16 protein-coding genes are annotated in these 13,279 nt (G+C 61.7%); 12 read left to right on the forward strand and 4 right to left on the reverse strand.

Annotated features, from left to right (window positions below):
• Positions 1-61 precede the first annotated feature (61 nt).
• Positions 62-469 carry an MmcQ/YjbR family DNA-binding protein gene (locus WDS16_RS09125; protein ID WP_338892166.1) on the forward strand — a complete coding sequence of 136 codons (408 nt, stop codon included), beginning with the start codon at positions 62-64 and terminating at the stop codon, positions 467-469.
• Between the two features lie 19 nt (positions 470-488).
• On the opposite strand, the gene WDS16_RS09130 is transcribed toward WDS16_RS09125, so the two are convergent.
• Positions 489-1,283 (reverse strand): HugZ family protein, encoded by a 795-nt coding sequence (locus WDS16_RS09130; RefSeq protein WP_338892168.1) that lies wholly within the window; start codon positions 1,281-1,283, stop codon positions 489-491.
• Here WDS16_RS09130 and WDS16_RS09135 point away from each other — a divergent pair.
• The 3 genes from WDS16_RS09135 (at position 1,282) to WDS16_RS09145 (ending at position 2,644) form a co-directional block, all read left to right on the forward strand.
• On the forward strand, positions 1,282-1,614 hold the full coding sequence (locus WDS16_RS09135; protein ID WP_338892169.1) for a hypothetical protein: 333 nt from the start codon (positions 1,282-1,284) through the stop codon (positions 1,612-1,614). The genes WDS16_RS09130 and WDS16_RS09135 overlap by 2 nt on opposite strands.
• Before the next feature lie 20 nt (positions 1,615-1,634).
• Positions 1,635-2,192, forward strand: coding sequence for a hypothetical protein (locus WDS16_RS09140; RefSeq protein ID WP_338892170.1), 558 nt, complete (start codon positions 1,635-1,637; stop codon positions 2,190-2,192).
• Between the two features lie 98 nt (positions 2,193-2,290).
• Positions 2,291-2,644, forward strand: coding sequence for a VOC family protein (locus WDS16_RS09145; protein ID WP_338893311.1), 354 nt, complete (start codon positions 2,291-2,293; stop codon positions 2,642-2,644).
• A 15-nt stretch (positions 2,645-2,659) separates the two neighbouring features.
• On the opposite strand, the gene helR is transcribed toward WDS16_RS09145, so the two are convergent.
• Positions 2,660-4,819 carry an RNA polymerase recycling motor ATPase HelR gene (gene helR / locus WDS16_RS09150; protein WP_338892171.1) on the reverse strand — a complete coding sequence of 720 codons (2,160 nt, stop codon included), beginning with the start codon at positions 4,817-4,819 and terminating at the stop codon, positions 2,660-2,662.
• A 234-nt stretch (positions 4,820-5,053) separates the two neighbouring features.
• Between helR and WDS16_RS09155 the strand changes: the two genes are divergently transcribed.
• The 4 genes from WDS16_RS09155 to WDS16_RS09170 all read left to right on the forward strand — a co-directional run bounded on the left by WDS16_RS09155 (position 5,054) and on the right by WDS16_RS09170 (position 8,005).
• On the forward strand, positions 5,054-5,473 hold the full coding sequence (locus WDS16_RS09155) for a hypothetical protein (RefSeq protein WP_338892173.1): 420 nt from the start codon (positions 5,054-5,056) through the stop codon (positions 5,471-5,473).
• Complete coding sequence (locus tag WDS16_RS09160; RefSeq protein WP_338892175.1) at positions 5,467-5,685, forward strand: helix-turn-helix transcriptional regulator; 219 nt, start codon at positions 5,467-5,469, stop codon at positions 5,683-5,685. The genes WDS16_RS09155 and WDS16_RS09160 overlap by 7 nt, the downstream gene beginning before the upstream one ends.
• A 9-nt stretch (positions 5,686-5,694) precedes the next feature.
• Positions 5,695-6,663: an NAD(P)-dependent alcohol dehydrogenase gene (locus WDS16_RS09165; RefSeq protein WP_338892178.1), complete on the forward strand. Its 969-nt coding sequence runs from the start codon at positions 5,695-5,697 to the stop codon at positions 6,661-6,663.
• 160 nt (positions 6,664-6,823) lie between these two features.
• Positions 6,824-8,005: a phytanoyl-CoA dioxygenase family protein gene (locus WDS16_RS09170; RefSeq protein WP_338892179.1), complete on the forward strand. Its 1,182-nt coding sequence runs from the start codon at positions 6,824-6,826 to the stop codon at positions 8,003-8,005.
• A gap of 4 nt (positions 8,006-8,009) precedes the next feature.
• Here the strand turns inward: WDS16_RS09170 and WDS16_RS09175 are convergent, their stop codons facing one another.
• Positions 8,010-8,798, reverse strand: a complete 789-nt coding sequence (locus tag WDS16_RS09175) for an alpha/beta hydrolase (protein ID WP_338892180.1) — start codon at positions 8,796-8,798, stop codon at positions 8,010-8,012.
• Positions 8,799-8,873: 75 nt separating this feature from the next.
• On the opposite strand from WDS16_RS09175, the gene WDS16_RS09180 reads away from it, so the two are divergent.
• From WDS16_RS09180 to WDS16_RS09190, 3 genes are all read left to right on the forward strand, one after another.
• The gene (locus tag WDS16_RS09180; RefSeq protein WP_338892181.1) at positions 8,874-9,233 is read left to right on the forward strand and encodes a MerR family transcriptional regulator; all 360 of its coding nucleotides are present in this window, start codon (positions 8,874-8,876) and stop codon (positions 9,231-9,233) included.
• A 35-nt stretch (positions 9,234-9,268) separates the two neighbouring features.
• The gene (locus tag WDS16_RS09185) at positions 9,269-9,787 is read left to right on the forward strand and encodes a DinB family protein (RefSeq protein WP_338892183.1); all 519 of its coding nucleotides are present in this window, start codon (positions 9,269-9,271) and stop codon (positions 9,785-9,787) included.
• Positions 9,788-9,950: 163 nt separating this feature from the next.
• Positions 9,951-11,588 (forward strand): cation:proton antiporter family protein, encoded by a 1,638-nt coding sequence (locus tag WDS16_RS09190; protein WP_338892184.1) that lies wholly within the window; start codon positions 9,951-9,953, stop codon positions 11,586-11,588.
• Between the two features lie 12 nt (positions 11,589-11,600).
• Here WDS16_RS09190 and WDS16_RS09195 read toward each other — a convergent pair whose 3' ends face one another.
• Positions 11,601-11,948 (reverse strand): hypothetical protein, encoded by a 348-nt coding sequence (locus WDS16_RS09195; RefSeq protein ID WP_338890235.1) that lies wholly within the window; start codon positions 11,946-11,948, stop codon positions 11,601-11,603.
• 100 nt (positions 11,949-12,048) lie between these two features.
• On the opposite strand from WDS16_RS09195, the gene WDS16_RS09200 reads away from it, so the two are divergent.
• Positions 12,049-13,191: an IS630 family transposase gene (locus WDS16_RS09200; protein WP_338890234.1), complete on the forward strand. Its 1,143-nt coding sequence runs from the start codon at positions 12,049-12,051 to the stop codon at positions 13,189-13,191.
• Positions 13,192-13,279 lie beyond the last annotated feature (88 nt).

The following is a 13,279-nucleotide window of genomic DNA, read 5'->3' on the forward strand; positions in this document are numbered from 1 at the left end:
GTGTCGGTGCAGCGAGATAACGTTCACTCGCTGACACTCGAACACGTCCGGTGAGGCGATCATGAATGACTATCCAGATGTTCCTGACGAGGTGCTGACCGTGGTCAGTGCGGTATGTACCGCACTCCCCGAGGTTGTCGAAGAACGCGCGTGGACGGGCATCCGGTGGCGGATACGGTCCCGAACATTTGCGCACGTTCTGGTGGTCGAGCCCGGTCGACCAGAGGCGTACGCCAAGGCCGCGCGGCTAAGCGCGCCGGCAACGGTTCTGACATTTCGATCCGAGGCCCCCGAACTGGACGTCCTGCTTCGGTCCGGCCCGCCGTTCTTTCGCACTCCGTGGGGCGAGGACACGGTGGGCATGATCGTCGACGAGTTCGACCCTGACGAGGTGCGTGAACTGCTCACCGACAGTTACTGCCTACTGGCGCCGAAAAAGTTGGCGGCAGTGGTAGACCGGCCGACGTGAAGACCAGGTATCGGCGATTTCAGTTGCGCGCGAGTCGAGCGAGCTCCACTGTTGCCGATCGAAGTTCGGCGATGTCCCCGATCGGATGTGCGTAGCCCACTCGTGTCGTGGCCTTGCCCCTCGGTGTGGAGACGCTCAAATCGAGACCGTAACGGTCGGCGGATGTGCACGAAGCGATGGTTGCGTCCGGATAGCCACCGAGGTTGCGGGCCATGGCAAGCAGCGAGTCCGAATGGTCCTCATTGAGGTGAACTATTGCTGGGGCAGCGTTGGGTGAGACCGGGTCCGCCGAGGCCGCGGCATAGTCCTCGGCCGCAGCCGAGTCCATTCGGCCGTAGCCACCGACCCAACGCGCCCGTTTCACTCGAAGTATCCAGAGTGAGAAGTCGCTGTAGTCGATGTAGTACTTGGCCGCGGGAACCGCGGCGAGGTGAGCAGCGCGAGCCGCGTCGAGCTCGCCCTCCTGCGGGGATTCGACCTTGCCGGCCAGGGTCACGCGCGAGACCGCGAGAGGGTCGCTGACAGATTCCGGCGCCACGATGGACACACTGGCACGCGGGTCATGGTGCAGGTTGCGCCCGTGTTCTGCCATCCGGGATACGCACAGGACCGGCGAACCGTCCAGGAGACCGAAAGTCACGTACGACGCCCAGGGATCGCCGTCGGTGGTGAGGCTGGCCAGCGTCGCAATATTCGTCGAGGCTGCCACGGTGCGCGCCTCTTCGGCTGCCGTCGGCCGCCGCGCCGGTTCCAGGCTTGCCAGTGGGGGAGGAGTCGAGGGTGCGTCACCGGGGTCTCCATGATCGAGTGCCATGACCGGAAGTCTACGGAGTTCGACTGTGTCGGGGGCAACGTCGGGATTCGGTTTCGTGCGACATATTCACGGGCATGCGGTATCGGTGATACGGGTGATACGCACCAATCGGACGGTGCGAGCAGTTCTTGCGGCCATGGCGCTCTTCGCCGTCGTGGCAGCCATCTGGGCGGGGGTCGGATACGTCTACGCAGACGACCGGAAGGCGGAGTCGGCCACGACGATCGGCCTGTGCGTTCTGGCCGCTGGGTGGCTTGCAGTACTCGGTGCGGTAGCGATCAAGGTTCTGCGCCTCCGGGCTCGGCGCCGGGACAGCACCCAGGACAACTGACTTGTGGCTACGCTGGCAGGGTGAATTCGAACCCCGCGCTGCGGATCGCACGGTTGAGGGCTCTGATCGACCACCCTAGAACGGGACCCGGCGAGAAAGACGCAGCGCAGAGGATGCTGGATCGGATACTCGGAAAGCACTCCAGTGATCGGCCGAGCGGCGATCGGACATATGGCGCTCGTCATGACCGTGCAGGGCGTCACGCAGGGATCGACACCATTGTCGAGATGATCAGGTTCGACATCGCGTGTGCACGTACAGTCGGGTCCCAGCAGTTTGGGGCGCCGCAGTCCAAGTTCGACGGGCCCGTCCTAGGAGATCCGATCGGCGATGCTCCTGAAGAGATCTCGTTTGGCGTCGAGGCGCTGAACTCGATGTCGATTGCGATAACGCTCGGTGGTGTTCCGCAGCAGTGGGGGTGGTCCACGGAGTCCGGCATCGCGGTTGCGAGTCCGGCCTTGCGCGCGCTCGCCGACGAGTTGGCCGACATCATGTACGCGTACAACCGCGACGGTTCCGACATCGACAAGCGTTTCTTCGGCAGCGTCCGCGCGGAGGGCAAAACTCTGGTCTGGTGAACGACACCGACCATTGTTCGTCGCTACGCGACGTCGGCTGGTTGCCTGGGATCAACGCCGGGTCCAGAATCGTGGGGGAGGCGAGACGAGGAGTGCCCGTGCGACCGATCAAGATCGTGGCGAACCTGACGGTTCCGAACATCGAGGACTCGAAAGACTTCTACCGCGACTTTCTGGGCCTGGGGAGCGAGGAGTTCAATCTGGGATGGGTCGCTCGCTTCACAGCACCGGACTCGGGCGCCTGCATCCAACTCGTCACCCGGGACGAGACGTCACCCTCCGACTCGGTGGTATCGATTATGACCGATGACGTCGACGCTGCATACGCGGAAGCTCTCAGCCGCGGGTTCGACATCGTGCGTCCCCTCACGACGGAGACCTGGGGTGTGCGGAGGTTCTTGGTCCGCGCCCCTGACGGAAACGTGATCAACATCGTGCACCACCACTCGTGATTTCTGCGGACGGAATCACTCGCGGGTCAGAATGACCAGGGCTCTCGTGGAGCGAGTCATGGCCACGTATCGGTCTACGGCGCCTTCGGTTCCCGCGCCAAAGGATTCGGGATCTACGATGACGACCAGGTCGAACTCGAGTCCTTTCGACAGCGCCGGCGTTAGAGACCGGACTCGGTCCGTCGGAGGGTAGGTCGGCTGCCCGATCACACACGCAATTCCGTCACGATTCTGCACGAGCCATCGGTCGACGATCGATTCGAGTTCCGACACGTGCCCGTACGAGAATGGGATTCCGCTGCGTCGAACGGAGGTAGGGACATTGGCGTCGGGCAGTGCAGTTCGAATGATCGGCTCGGCCTCGGTCATGATCTCCTCCGGTGTCCGATAGTTGATGGTGAGCGACGCCGAATGGATGTGATCGAACCCGACCCGGGTAAGGCGCTCTTGCCACGATTCGGTGAAACCGTGACGGGCCTGCGCCCGGTCCCCGACGATGGTGAAGCTCCGAGAAGGGCAGCGCAACAACAGCATCTGCCACTGAGCATCGGTAAGTTCCTGTGCTTCGTCGACGACGATATGCGCGAACGGTCCGGCCAGTCGATCCGCTTCCTTGGTCGGCAGCGCCGCGTCGTCGACCAAAGCGTCACGAATTCCGTCTTGCCGAAGTTGGGCGATCAAGCCGTCGTCGTCATCGAGTTGGAGCATTTCGTCTACGACCCTGTCCATTCTGAGCCGTTCGGCGATGACCGCTGCAGTTCGCCGACGTTGTAGACGACCGTGTTCGGGGTCGCCGAGTCTGCGTCGCGCTGCATCGAGAATCGGCAGATCCGACGTGGTCCACTGTTGCGCGTCGGTGCGCTGAAGAATTCTGATCTCCTCCGCAGAGAGCCACGGTGCCGACATCCGAAGGTAGGCGGGGACGGTCCACAGATCGCCGACGAGATCCGCTGCGTCGACAAGTGTCCATGCCTTGTCGAGTGCGCTGCGGAGTTCCTCGCTTCGAGCGAGAGATGCACGGACGGACTCGCGCGAGGCGTCGCCGTCGTACTTGTCCACGAGGATGTCCAGGAGTAAGTCCCAGACGTCTTCGCGAGCTTCGTTGTGTGGAGTGCCAGGATCCGGTGCTGTGAATGCTTCCTTCCAATCCGTCGGACTGAGCCAGATATCGGCGAGGTCGGATTCGACGGTCATCCCTTCGATGGGAGGCTGCTCGTAGAACCTGACGGCGGCGTCGACTGCGGCCACCATGTTCACGGTCGACTTCAGACGTGCGACTTCGGGATCGACCTCGTCGCCGGAACCCTCTCCTTCGGAAACTAGTTCACCGAGCGTGCAGGTCAGGACTCCGTCCTCCCCGAGGCTGGGCAGCACGTCCGACACGTACGCAAGATATGGCGCGTGAGGACCGACGAACAGTACGCCACCGCGGTTGTGGCCAAGGCGTGAATCCGAGTAGAGCAGGTACGCAGTTCTGTGCAAAGCGACGACAGTCTTGCCTGTGCCGGGGCCACCGTCCACGACGAGTGCGCCGCCCGACCCTGATCGGATGATGGCGTCCTGATCCGATTGGATGGTCCCGAGCACGTCACGCATCCTCGGCGATCGGGCACCACCCAGACTGGCGATGAACGACGATTGGTCGTCGAGGGCAGCCTGCTCCGAGTCCAGCGCAGCGTCAGCGGAGAAGACCTCGTCCCAGTAGTCGACGATTCGGCCATTGGTCCAGCGGTATCGCCGACGCCGCGAGAGTCCCATGGGGTTCGCGTGAGTCGCCCCGAAGAACGGTTCGGCATCAGGGGACCGCCAGTCGACGACGAGCTGTTCGCCGGACCCGTCGAGCAGTCCGACTCGGCCGATGTAGATGCGCTCTCCGTCGTTCGATGACACGGTGTAACCCAGGCAGAGATTTGCGCCGAATTTTCGGAGCGAACGCAACCGAGCGGTGAGACGGTGAATCTCGAAGTCCCTCTCCATCATCTCCTGGCCCAGCCGTCCGGTCGACGTGCGGGCACTGGCCAGCCGATCGGTGGTATCGGCGATCGAGTCCGTCAGGCTCTGTGCGATCGCAGCAAAATGATGCTCGTCTGCGTCGATCAATCCAGGTGCCAGCTTGGCAGCACGGTTGGCTGGAAGATCGAAAATACTTGATGGCGTTGACGAATGACTGTGCACTCGATCTCCTGTTCCTGCCGATTCTGGGCGTTCGACGCGTAATTCTGCGACAGGACCGGGGTCTTGCGTCAAGACCCCAGGTCGGCTATAGATTGAAGGTGGAAGGACTGGTCCACGACGTCGCGTCGGCGATATATACGTCATGTGCCAACACGCCTTGTAAAAAATCTTTGACTTCACACCAGCGACGGCCTATGTTCAGTGATGTCAAACATTTCTTACATTGGAGTGGCGATGGCATTCGAAGAGAAGCGCACGTGGATCGTGCTCGTCACGGCACTCGGTGGGGCCGTGGCGTATCTCGTTCTTCTGCTCAACTCGTCGGGTCCGATCGAAGAGTCGTATGTACCCAAGATGCTCGGCACGATCATTGCCACGGTCGTTGTCACTATCGTGCTGAACATCGTTGTCGGTTCGATGTCACCGAAAAGTGAGACCCGAACCGATCAGCGCGACGACGAAATCGGCCAATTCAGCGAGTACACAGGCCAATCGCTCTTGGTGATCGGCGCGATCGCTGCACTAGGGCTCGCGCTCGCCGATATCGACCAATTCTGGATCGCGAACACCATCTACCTCGCCTTCCTGTTGTCCTCGGTGTTGTCGTGCACTGTACGAATCCTGTCCTACCGCTTCGGGATCGAACGATGGTGAAGCCGACCCGGGTCACCAACTCGATCAAAGCGCTCCGATCTGCAACCAACGAGATGACCCAGGCCGAACTCGCGGAACGGATCGGAGTCACCCGTCAGACGATCATCGCCATCGAGAGCGGTCGGTACTCACCGTCTCTGGAAGTGGCGTTCCAGATCGCGGCAGCATTCCAAGTCCCGCTCGACGACGTCTTCCAGTACCCAAGCCGATAGGAGCTCGCAATGAAAGCTTTTGTGCAGCACAGATATGGGACGCGCGAACAGATCGAGCTCCAGGACGTCGCCACTCCGACGCCGGGACCGGGGGAGGTGCTCGTCGACGTGCAGCTGGCGGGGGTGCATATCGGTGATGTGCACATGATGACAGGTAAGCCGTATCTGATGCGCGCCATGGGTTTCGGAGTAAGGGGCCCGAAGAAGCGCCCAGGTAGCGAGATGGCGGGCAGAGTGATGGCACTCGGGCCCGGCGTCGCTGAGTTCGCAGTCGGAGACGAGGTGGTCGGAATCGGGGTCGGTGCGTTCTCGGAAGTGTGCGTTGCGCCAGTAAAGAAGTTGATTCCCAGACCGGCGTCGTTGAGTGTCGAAAGCGCAGTCGCGCTCCCGATATCGGGACTCACCGCCCTTCAGGCACTTCGAGATGCCGGACGCGTGAAGTCCGGTGACCGCGTGCTGGTGATCGGTGCCGCCGGCGCGGTGGGCCGCTACACCGTCCAACTCGCGAAGCACTTCGAAACCCATGTCACCGGCCTCTGCAGTGGCAGCAAGATGAAGCTCGTCTACGAACTGGGTGCAGACGAAGTGCTCGACTACACGGCTATCGATGCATTCGACGGCACCCGCAGCTTCGACCTGATCGTCGATACCGCGGGCAATCGACCGCTGAAAGTTCTGCGCAGGGCGCTTACCGACGCCGGGACATTGGTGATCGTCGGATCGGAAACCGAGGAATCGGTGTTCGGCGGTCTCGACAGGGTGCTGAGAGCGGCTCTACTGTCACCCTTCGTCCACCACCGTCTTGCCGGGCTGATCTCGAAGGAATGCGCATCCGATGTTCAGATCTTGTGCGATCTCGCCTCCGCAGGAGTGATCACTCCTGTAATCGATCGGACGTTCAGATTCGAGCAGGTGCCCGATGCGATCGAATACGTCGAGTCGGGCCGTTCACTCGGGAAAGTGCTCGTCGCAGTGTGACGTCAGCGAAGTTCCAGGGCAGCATTCATCGGCCGATCCTCGAGGGTAATTTGATGGATACGCGGGTTGTGTCCGACTGTCCGTTCTTGACAAGCTGGAGTCGGTTCGCTTCACGCGTTCGACTCAGCGCTGGAACCTTCACTGCGTAGAGGATGGCGTCATGACCAGTAGAACCGGGCAGACTCGGCGGACCGGTCGGATCATCGAATCCGACTGCAGGGTTGAGGATCTGCGCGCTCTGGTATCGCAGGAAACCGTGCTGGCGGAGTATCCGTACGCGGTCGCGGTCATGCAGAATGTGTTGATCTACGACGCTGCGGGTTTGTCGGCGGAGACGATGGATGCTTCTGCACGCGCCGAGGTTCAGGACGAACTCGCCGGTGCGTTGCTCGACGGACCTGGCATCGTTGTGTTCAAAGGAGCGTTCACCAGCGACCACGCTGTCGCGGAGACGACGGTTGTCTATCGGGACATCATTGCTCTCCAGCACGAGAGCGGTATAGCCGGTGGTGACCATTTCGCCAAGCCTGGCGCCAACGACCGGATCTGGTCGGCGCTGCAGAAGTTGGCGCTGGCGGAGCCGGAATTGTTCGTGCGGTACTACTCCAACGACACACTTGCGTTGGTGTCCGAAGCATGGCTTGGGCCGATGTATCAGGTCACGTCGGCGATCAACGTCGTCAATCCCGGTGGTGCTGCGCAGAACCCGCATCGTGACTATCACCTCGGTTTCATGTCCGCCGATTCCGCCGCGAAGTTTCGTACGCACATTCACCGGTTGTCGCCTGCGTTGACGCTGCAGGGTGCAGTGGCGCATTGCGACATGCCGATCGAGAGCGGCCCGACGATGTATCTTCCGCATTCACAGAAATTCGAACCCGGATACATCGCGTTCAATCTGCCGGAATTTCGGCAGTACTTCGCCGAGAACTATGTTCAGCTTCCGTTGGAGGAGGGTGACGCAGTGTTCTTCAATCCCGCGCTGTTTCATGCTGCCGGCAGCAATGTTTCGTCGGACATCCATCGGATGGCGAACCTCCTGCAGATCTCGTCGCCGTTCGGTCGCGCTTTGGAGAGTATCGATCGGGAGACGGTCGTGTCGGCCTTGTATCCCACGTTCCTCGAGTGGACCGAACGCGGAAAGGGGAAAGAGGTGGACAACGCCGTTGCAGCCTCAGCCGAGGGGTATGCGTTTCCGTCGAATCTGGATTTGGATCAGCCGGTCAGGGGTCTGGCAGGGGAGACCCACGCCGAGCTGGTCAGGCATGCATTGGTTACTCGCATGAGTTCTCGGGAATTCGACGCCGCCGCCCAGGCACTGTTCGGACGTCACCGAGCGTGACCGCTCACAGGTGATGAGTGTGAAGGTGCACGGTGACATCGTGTATCCAGCGCCCAGTTTCTTCTGCGCTGAAAATATGCCCGGCCTCCGGATATTCCACCAGCTCTGCATTCGGGATCAGGTGAGCGAGAGCTCGAGTGGTGGCTGGGAGGACGATCCGATCCTGTCCGGCAGCGACGACGAGAGTCGGAACATCGATAGCGCCGAGTAGACCGGTGATGTCGACGGACGCGGCGAGGCGGGCCTGATCGGCGCCGCCCTCGGGATAGTTCTCGAGCGTCGCGTCGATGGCCAGCGCCGCCGAGGCATCGTCGAGCTGAGCGAGTACGGCGGGGGACCCAAGGCTCACCAGATACTTGGCCAATGCGATGCGATCGACGTCGGCCAGGGTGATCCAGGTGTCGACCACCATGCGGATTTGCTGATCGGCGGAGGCGAAGCCCACCGTCAAGACCAGACCGGTTACTCGCTCGGGATGACGGATCGCTGCAGTGACCGCTACCGCCGAACCGAGAGACAGGCCGAGGATCGGAAAGCGGTCGAACCCAGCATCGACTGCCGCCGCGACAAGTGAATCGGCGAGCACATCGAGATCCAGCGATGCGGCGTCGACCGGCGTACCCCCGGAACCGGGATAATCGATTCCAATCAGGCTGCGCTGTTCGGACATCGACTCGATGACGCCGGTGAAGTTCGCGGCGACAGAACCGCCCGCCCCGTGGGCCAGCACGAGTGGGGGACCGTCGCCGACGATCACGACGTTGGGATCGGCGACGAGCTGAGTGATTGGCATAAAGTCAGACGCTAGAGGTTGACATTGGTGTCAAGGTCAACAGCGTGAGGCCCAGATCACGGACCGGAGGTAGCAATGCTCATCGGTGAACTCGCGCGGCACAGTGGAGTGTCGACGCGATCGATTAGGTACTACGACGCCCAGGGCTTGCTGACCGCGCATCGGAATGCGAATGGCTACCGAGAGTTTGCTTCGTCGTCGATCGAGTCGGTCGCACAGATTCGATCATTGATCGACGCAGGCTTCTCGGTCGACACCATTCGAGAAGTGCTTCCGTGCGTGAACGGAACCAACGTCGACATGTGCCCGAGGGTGGTCGAACTCGTCCGACGAACACTTGCCGGAATCGAGACCGCAATGGAGGATCTGGTGGACAAGCTGCAGCGTGTCGACGCTCTCCTTGCCAGTCAGCGCATCGCTCGACCGCGACTGTGATGTCGATGTCAGCCAGTGCGGGAGGAAGAAGGACGATGACTGCAGGATTCGATTCGGAGCGCCCGCTCACCGGCGGCGAACGAGTACTTCTCGAAAACACTCTGGACCTTCATCGTGCCGAGCTTGTGAAGGCCGTCGATGGCCTCTCCGACGCCGAAGCCCGTCAGAAGTTGGTTCCGTCGCTCACGACCCCGATATCGCTGCTCAAGCATTGTGCTGTGGCCGAACGGATCTGGTTTCAGCGAACACTTGCAGGAATCGGCGCAGAGGACTGCAACGGTTTCGCCGTCACCGGTGGCGACGCCAGCTTCCACGTGACCGAGGATGAGCTCCTTGTAGACGTGATCGCCGAATTCGATTCGGCCTGCGATGTTTCAAGGCGCATCGCTGCGAAGTACGTCCTGGACGACACAGGCCACCATCGCATCTTCGGAACGGTCAGCCTCCGTTTCATCTACTTGTTCATGATTGCCGAGTTGGCCCGACATGCGGGTCACGCGGACATTCTCGTGGAGCAGATCGAGGTCCGGTCGGGAGGTCGTGCGGCGCAGTAGCGCACCGTTGTGAGATGTACAGTCGTCCGGCCTTCGCGGGCGGTGGATGGTTCGTGTCCACTGAGAATATTGCGAGTTGCCGGGATACTGTTCCAAATCCGGCACCATGTGGGTTCGTCGGTGCTGGTGCAGACGACTCAATCCCGAACAGCAAGGGACGCGCATGACCGTAGTTGCGATATATCTTGTCATCACCTTCGGCCTTGGTGGACTCGCCATGGCCGTGCGCCTGCCTCCCTTGGTCGGATTTCTGACGGCAGGGTTCGTCATCAACGCATTGAACGTCGAGGAGGTTCCCCAACTCGCGACGATTGCCGATCTGGGCGTGACCCTCTTGTTGTTCGCAATCGGCCTCAAACTCGACATTCGAATATTGCTGCGCCGGGAGGTCTGGCTGACCACGTCCGCGCACATGGTGATCAGCGTCGTCCTCGGCACTGTCGCGATGTGGCTCTTTGCCCTGATCGGTGTTTCGATGCTGGCCGGGCAGAGCCTGACGACGATTGCGCTTCTTGCCTTTGCGCTGTCGTTTTCCAGCACGGTGTTCGTGGTCAAGGTCCTCGAGGAGCGGGGCGAATCCCACTCGCTCTACGGTCGCGTCGCGATCGGCATCCTGGTGATGCAGGACATCATTGCAGTGATCTTCCTGACGGCCACCAGCGGAACGCTGCCGAGCCTGTGGGCTCTGACTCTGGTGGGACTCTGGCCGCTCACTCGCGTTCTCCGAAGGATCTGGAGCGGACTCGGACACGGAGAAATGCAGTCTCTGTTCGGCATCGTGATGGCTTTCGTGCCTGGCTACGCGTTGTTCTCTGCGCTCGGCCTCAAGGGCGACCTGGGTGCGCTGGTGATCGGCGTGCTGCTGGCGTCCCACTCAGCGTCGTCGGAACTCTCTCGTTCGTTGTTCCATATCAAAGAACTTCTGCTCGTGGGATTCTTCGTATCCATCGGGCTGACTGGACTGCCGGACTTGCCCACCATCGGTGTCGCCGTGCTGATGTTGCTGTTCCTGCCGTTCAAAGCAGGGTTGTACTTCATCTTGTTCACGCTCATGAAGCTGCGACACCGTACAGCGCTGCTTGCCGGGTTGAGCCTGATGAATTACTCCGAGTTCGGCTTGATCGTTGTGGCGGTCGGGGTGACCAATGGTTTGTTGGCGCCAGAGTGGCTAGTGGAGATGTCGATCGCCGTGGCGTTGAGTTTCGTTGTGTCGGCGCTGGTGAACGGCCGCGGCCACCTGATGGTCGAGAAGATTGCGGCTCGGCTGCCTGCTCAAGACGAGCAAAGTCTGCACCCAGAAGAGCGCCCCAGCGACGCCGGTGATGCCGAAGTCGTTGTGATCGGAATGGGCAGAGTCGGATTCGCCGCGTACCAACGACTGACAAGTCACTACGAACTGCGAGTGGTCGGCGTCGATTACGACGGGCCCCGAATAGAACGTCTGGCTTCGGAGGGGCTGAGGGTAATCGAGGGTGACGCTACCGACCTCGACTTCTGGAATCAGTTGCGGCGCTCGGAATCCGTGCGCATTGCCGTACTCGCCATGCCTCGCCATGGCGCCAACGTCACCGCGCTCGCCTGTCTACGAGAGTCGGGGTTCAGCGGAAGGGTAGCGGCAGTGGCCCGTTACGACGACGAGGTCGAGTGGGCCACAGAACACGGAGTGGACATCGCCTTCAACGTCTATGCAGGCGCAGGGCTGGAGCTAGCGGATCAGGTAGCGCAAGGTAGTCCGCCTGGCGTCATCGAATCCAAGCCTGACACTGCAGAGCCCGACGGGGGAGCGAACGGCAATGCTTAGTGGTGCGAGCCGTTAATTCGTCGGGGGTAGTTGCCAGGCGGTCGGGTCGGCGAGGTAGAGCCCGCATGCGGTGTCGAGTGCATCTTCGGGGCTGCCGGTGAAGTCGCCGGTAGGCAGCATCGAATCTTCGTACTTGCCGTTGGACGCGAGGTGGATCGCGAAGCCCCATCTGCTGGCTGAGCCGTTGTATCGCAGCCGCATCAGGCCCAGTACCGACTCGTCAGGTAGGACACCGTCGACATAGGCGAACGCTCCACGAAACCGGACATCGACCCGCGCGAGTTGCGGCCACCTCGTACGGGCGTGGCCGCTGAGCTTGAGGCGCAACGAGCTTTTCGTCGATTCCGGTGGTGTCGGCACACATCCGATCGTGCCCGACCCTTGTGGACCACCCAACATTTCGCGGATCGTCGGCGTGCCGCGGCCCGAAACAGGTGTGACTCGAGTGTCCTCTCGAGGCATGAGTGACAAAGCCGCTCGACCCTCGGCCCGCCCCATCATCCTGTCCACCGCCGACCGTCAGGTTCTCGAACGCCGGGTGCGGTCTGGGTCGACACCGCAGAAGATGGTGCTGCGGTCTCTGATCGTGCTCCTCGCCGCCGACGAACACACCAACTCTGCCATCGCCAGCGAACTCGACATCCATATCGACACGGTCCGCAAGTGGCGCACCCGGTTCCACCGCCACGGCATCGACGCCCTCGCCGACGCGCCACGGTCGGGCCGGCCACCGATCTACAACGCCACCGACATCGCCGCCGTGAAAGCGTGGGCGTGCCAGATCCCGGCCCATCACGACATCCCGATCGCCCGGTGGTCCACCCCCGAACTCGCCGCCCAGCTTGCTCGCGACGGCATGACCGTCTCGGTCTCGACGGTGCGCCGATGGCTCGCCGAGGATGCGCTCAAACCGTGGCAGTACCGTTCCTGGATCGCTGTCCGCGACCCGAACTTCGAGGTGAAAGCATCTGTCGTTCTCGACTTGTACGCGCGCCGCTACGCCGGACAAGCATTGGGCAGCAACGACTTCGTGATCTCGGCCGATGAAAAGCCGTCGATCCAAGCCCGCGACCGATGCCACCCCACCACCGCCGCCGCCCCAGGCCGCCCGATGCGGGTCAGTCACGATTACCACCGTCGTGGCGCGCTCACCTACCTCGCCGCCTACGACGTCCACGCTGCGCAGGTCTTCGGACGCTGCGAGGCCAGTACCGGCATCACCGAGTTCACCGCACTCGTCGATCAGGTCATGACGCGCGAACCGTACGCCTCCGCCGACCGGGTTTTCTGGGTCGTCGACAACGGATCCTCGCACCGCGGACAAGCATCGATCGACCGCCTCACCGACCGGTACCCGAACGCGGTCATGGTGCACACCCCAGTACATGCATCGTGGCTCAACCAAGTCGAGATCTACTTCTCCATTGTCCAACGGAAAGTACTCACACCCAACGACTTCCCCGATCTCGCTGCCGTCGAGAACAGGTTGCACGCATTCGCCGAACGGTACAACCGCACCGCGGAACCGTTCGCATGGAGATACACCCGCCGCGAACTGAACCGACAACTCGAACAAATCGACGAATCAGCCGCTGCGGCGTGACCCCCGACGAACTAACGGCTCAGACCACTTAGTCACTGTTGCACGTGTGCCCACCGGTGAAACGACGCCCAGTAGGTCGCCATAGTCG

The sequence above is a fragment of the Rhodococcus sovatensis genome (genome assembly GCF_037327425.1).
Taxonomy (GTDB): domain Bacteria; phylum Actinomycetota; class Actinomycetes; order Mycobacteriales; family Mycobacteriaceae; genus Rhodococcoides; species Rhodococcoides sovatense.

What these genes read in the sequence shown, in the direction of transcription:
- WDS16_RS09125 (WP_338892166.1), top strand. Translation starts at nt 62, where the DNA reads ATGAATGACTATCCAGATGTTCCTGACGAGGTGCTGACCGTGGTCAGT.
- WDS16_RS09135 (WP_338892169.1), top strand. Translation starts at nt 1,282, where the DNA reads ATGACCGGAAGTCTACGGAGTTCGACTGTGTCGGGGGCAACGTCGGGA.
- WDS16_RS09130 (WP_338892168.1), bottom strand. Translation starts at nt 1,283, where the DNA reads ATGGCACTCGATCATGGAGACCCCGGTGACGCACCCTCGACTCCTCCC.
- WDS16_RS09155 (WP_338892173.1), top strand. Translation starts at nt 5,054, where the DNA reads ATGGCATTCGAAGAGAAGCGCACGTGGATCGTGCTCGTCACGGCACTC.
- WDS16_RS09160 (WP_338892175.1), top strand. Translation starts at nt 5,467, where the DNA reads ATGGTGAAGCCGACCCGGGTCACCAACTCGATCAAAGCGCTCCGATCT.
- WDS16_RS09165 (WP_338892178.1), top strand. Translation starts at nt 5,695, where the DNA reads ATGAAAGCTTTTGTGCAGCACAGATATGGGACGCGCGAACAGATCGAG.
- WDS16_RS09170 (WP_338892179.1), top strand. Translation starts at nt 6,824, where the DNA reads ATGACCAGTAGAACCGGGCAGACTCGGCGGACCGGTCGGATCATCGAA.
- WDS16_RS09175 (WP_338892180.1), bottom strand. Translation starts at nt 8,798, where the DNA reads ATGCCAATCACTCAGCTCGTCGCCGATCCCAACGTCGTGATCGTCGGC.
- WDS16_RS09180 (WP_338892181.1), top strand. Translation starts at nt 8,874, where the DNA reads ATGCTCATCGGTGAACTCGCGCGGCACAGTGGAGTGTCGACGCGATCG.
- WDS16_RS09185 (WP_338892183.1), top strand. Translation starts at nt 9,269, where the DNA reads ATGACTGCAGGATTCGATTCGGAGCGCCCGCTCACCGGCGGCGAACGA.
- WDS16_RS09190 (WP_338892184.1), top strand. Translation starts at nt 9,951, where the DNA reads ATGACCGTAGTTGCGATATATCTTGTCATCACCTTCGGCCTTGGTGGA.
- WDS16_RS09200 (WP_338890234.1), top strand. Translation starts at nt 12,049, where the DNA reads ATGAGTGACAAAGCCGCTCGACCCTCGGCCCGCCCCATCATCCTGTCC.